The organism is Bradyrhizobium sp. 153 (assembly GCF_023073835.1).
Lineage (GTDB): Bacteria > Pseudomonadota > Alphaproteobacteria > Rhizobiales > Xanthobacteraceae > Bradyrhizobium.
On record NZ_JADPKH010000012.1, the window covers coordinates 1 to 884 of the forward strand.

At 63.9% G+C, this 884-nt stretch carries 1 protein-coding gene and 1 pseudogene; both read left to right on the plus strand.

Going from position 1 to position 884, the window contains the following annotated elements:
- Nucleotides 1-259, plus strand: a pseudogene (locus IVA91_RS02430) (CopG family transcriptional regulator); the annotation flags it as partial.
- Nucleotides 260-264: 5 nt separating this feature from the next.
- A partial coding sequence (locus IVA91_RS02435; protein ID WP_247458318.1) for a PHB depolymerase family esterase occupies nt 265-884 on the plus strand: 620 nt, incomplete at its 3' end.

The following is an 884-nucleotide window of genomic DNA, read 5'->3' on the forward strand; positions in this document are numbered from 1 at the left end:
TCGAGCGGCATGCAGATGTTCTCAAGCAGTCGACGGCCAGACACAGCTTGGACCTCGGGCTACGCAACTTCACCCGCCAGGATCTCGAAGCGGCTCAGCGCGCCGGCGAGATGCTGCACATCAAGGTCCTCGGCTTGGCAACCATCGCTAGGACGTCACGCCCGACCTGGCACGCGCCACCATCGCGTCGGTCTCGGTGCTCGGAGCCCTCCATGCCACTCCCGCGGTCAAGGCCGCTCTTGCCGAAAAAACGAGGTAAAGCAGATGCTGAATCGAAATACGATCCATGAGGCCACTCGTCTCACGCGTGCGGGCAAGTTGGTCGAGGCCACTGCGCTTCTGCAGCGCATGCTCCGGGGTGAAACTGCCGCAGAACCGTTTGATCGCGCGGGCCCTCCGGCGCCAGCGCGGCTGGAGCCGCCGACCATCGAGGTGAAGGCCGACGTGGTCGGGAAGAAGGAAAGGCGCCCAGCCACGCGGGCCGCTTCCGCGCAGCGGCGCGGACGGCCCGCGCCTTTGGACAACATGCAAGAGTTCGCTGGCCTGGGTCTGCGAGTCCCGATGTTGCATGCTCCTCCCAAATCATCGGATATCGCGCCCGACGGGACGCAATTCATTGCCGGCACATTCCGCAACGCGGCCGGAGTTCGAGCCTACAAGCTGTTCATCCCGAGCCGCTCTCGAGGAGAGCCCCTTCCCCTCGTCGTCATGCTTCACGGCTGCACCCAGTCGGCGGACGATTTCGCGGCCGGCACACGCATGAATTTTCTGGCCCGGAATTGTTTCGTGGTCTATCCCGAGCAGCCGCGCGCAGCCAATCAGTCGAAATGCTGGAATTGGTTTCGTACTGGTGACCAGGAACGGGATGGCGGCGAGCCTTCGCT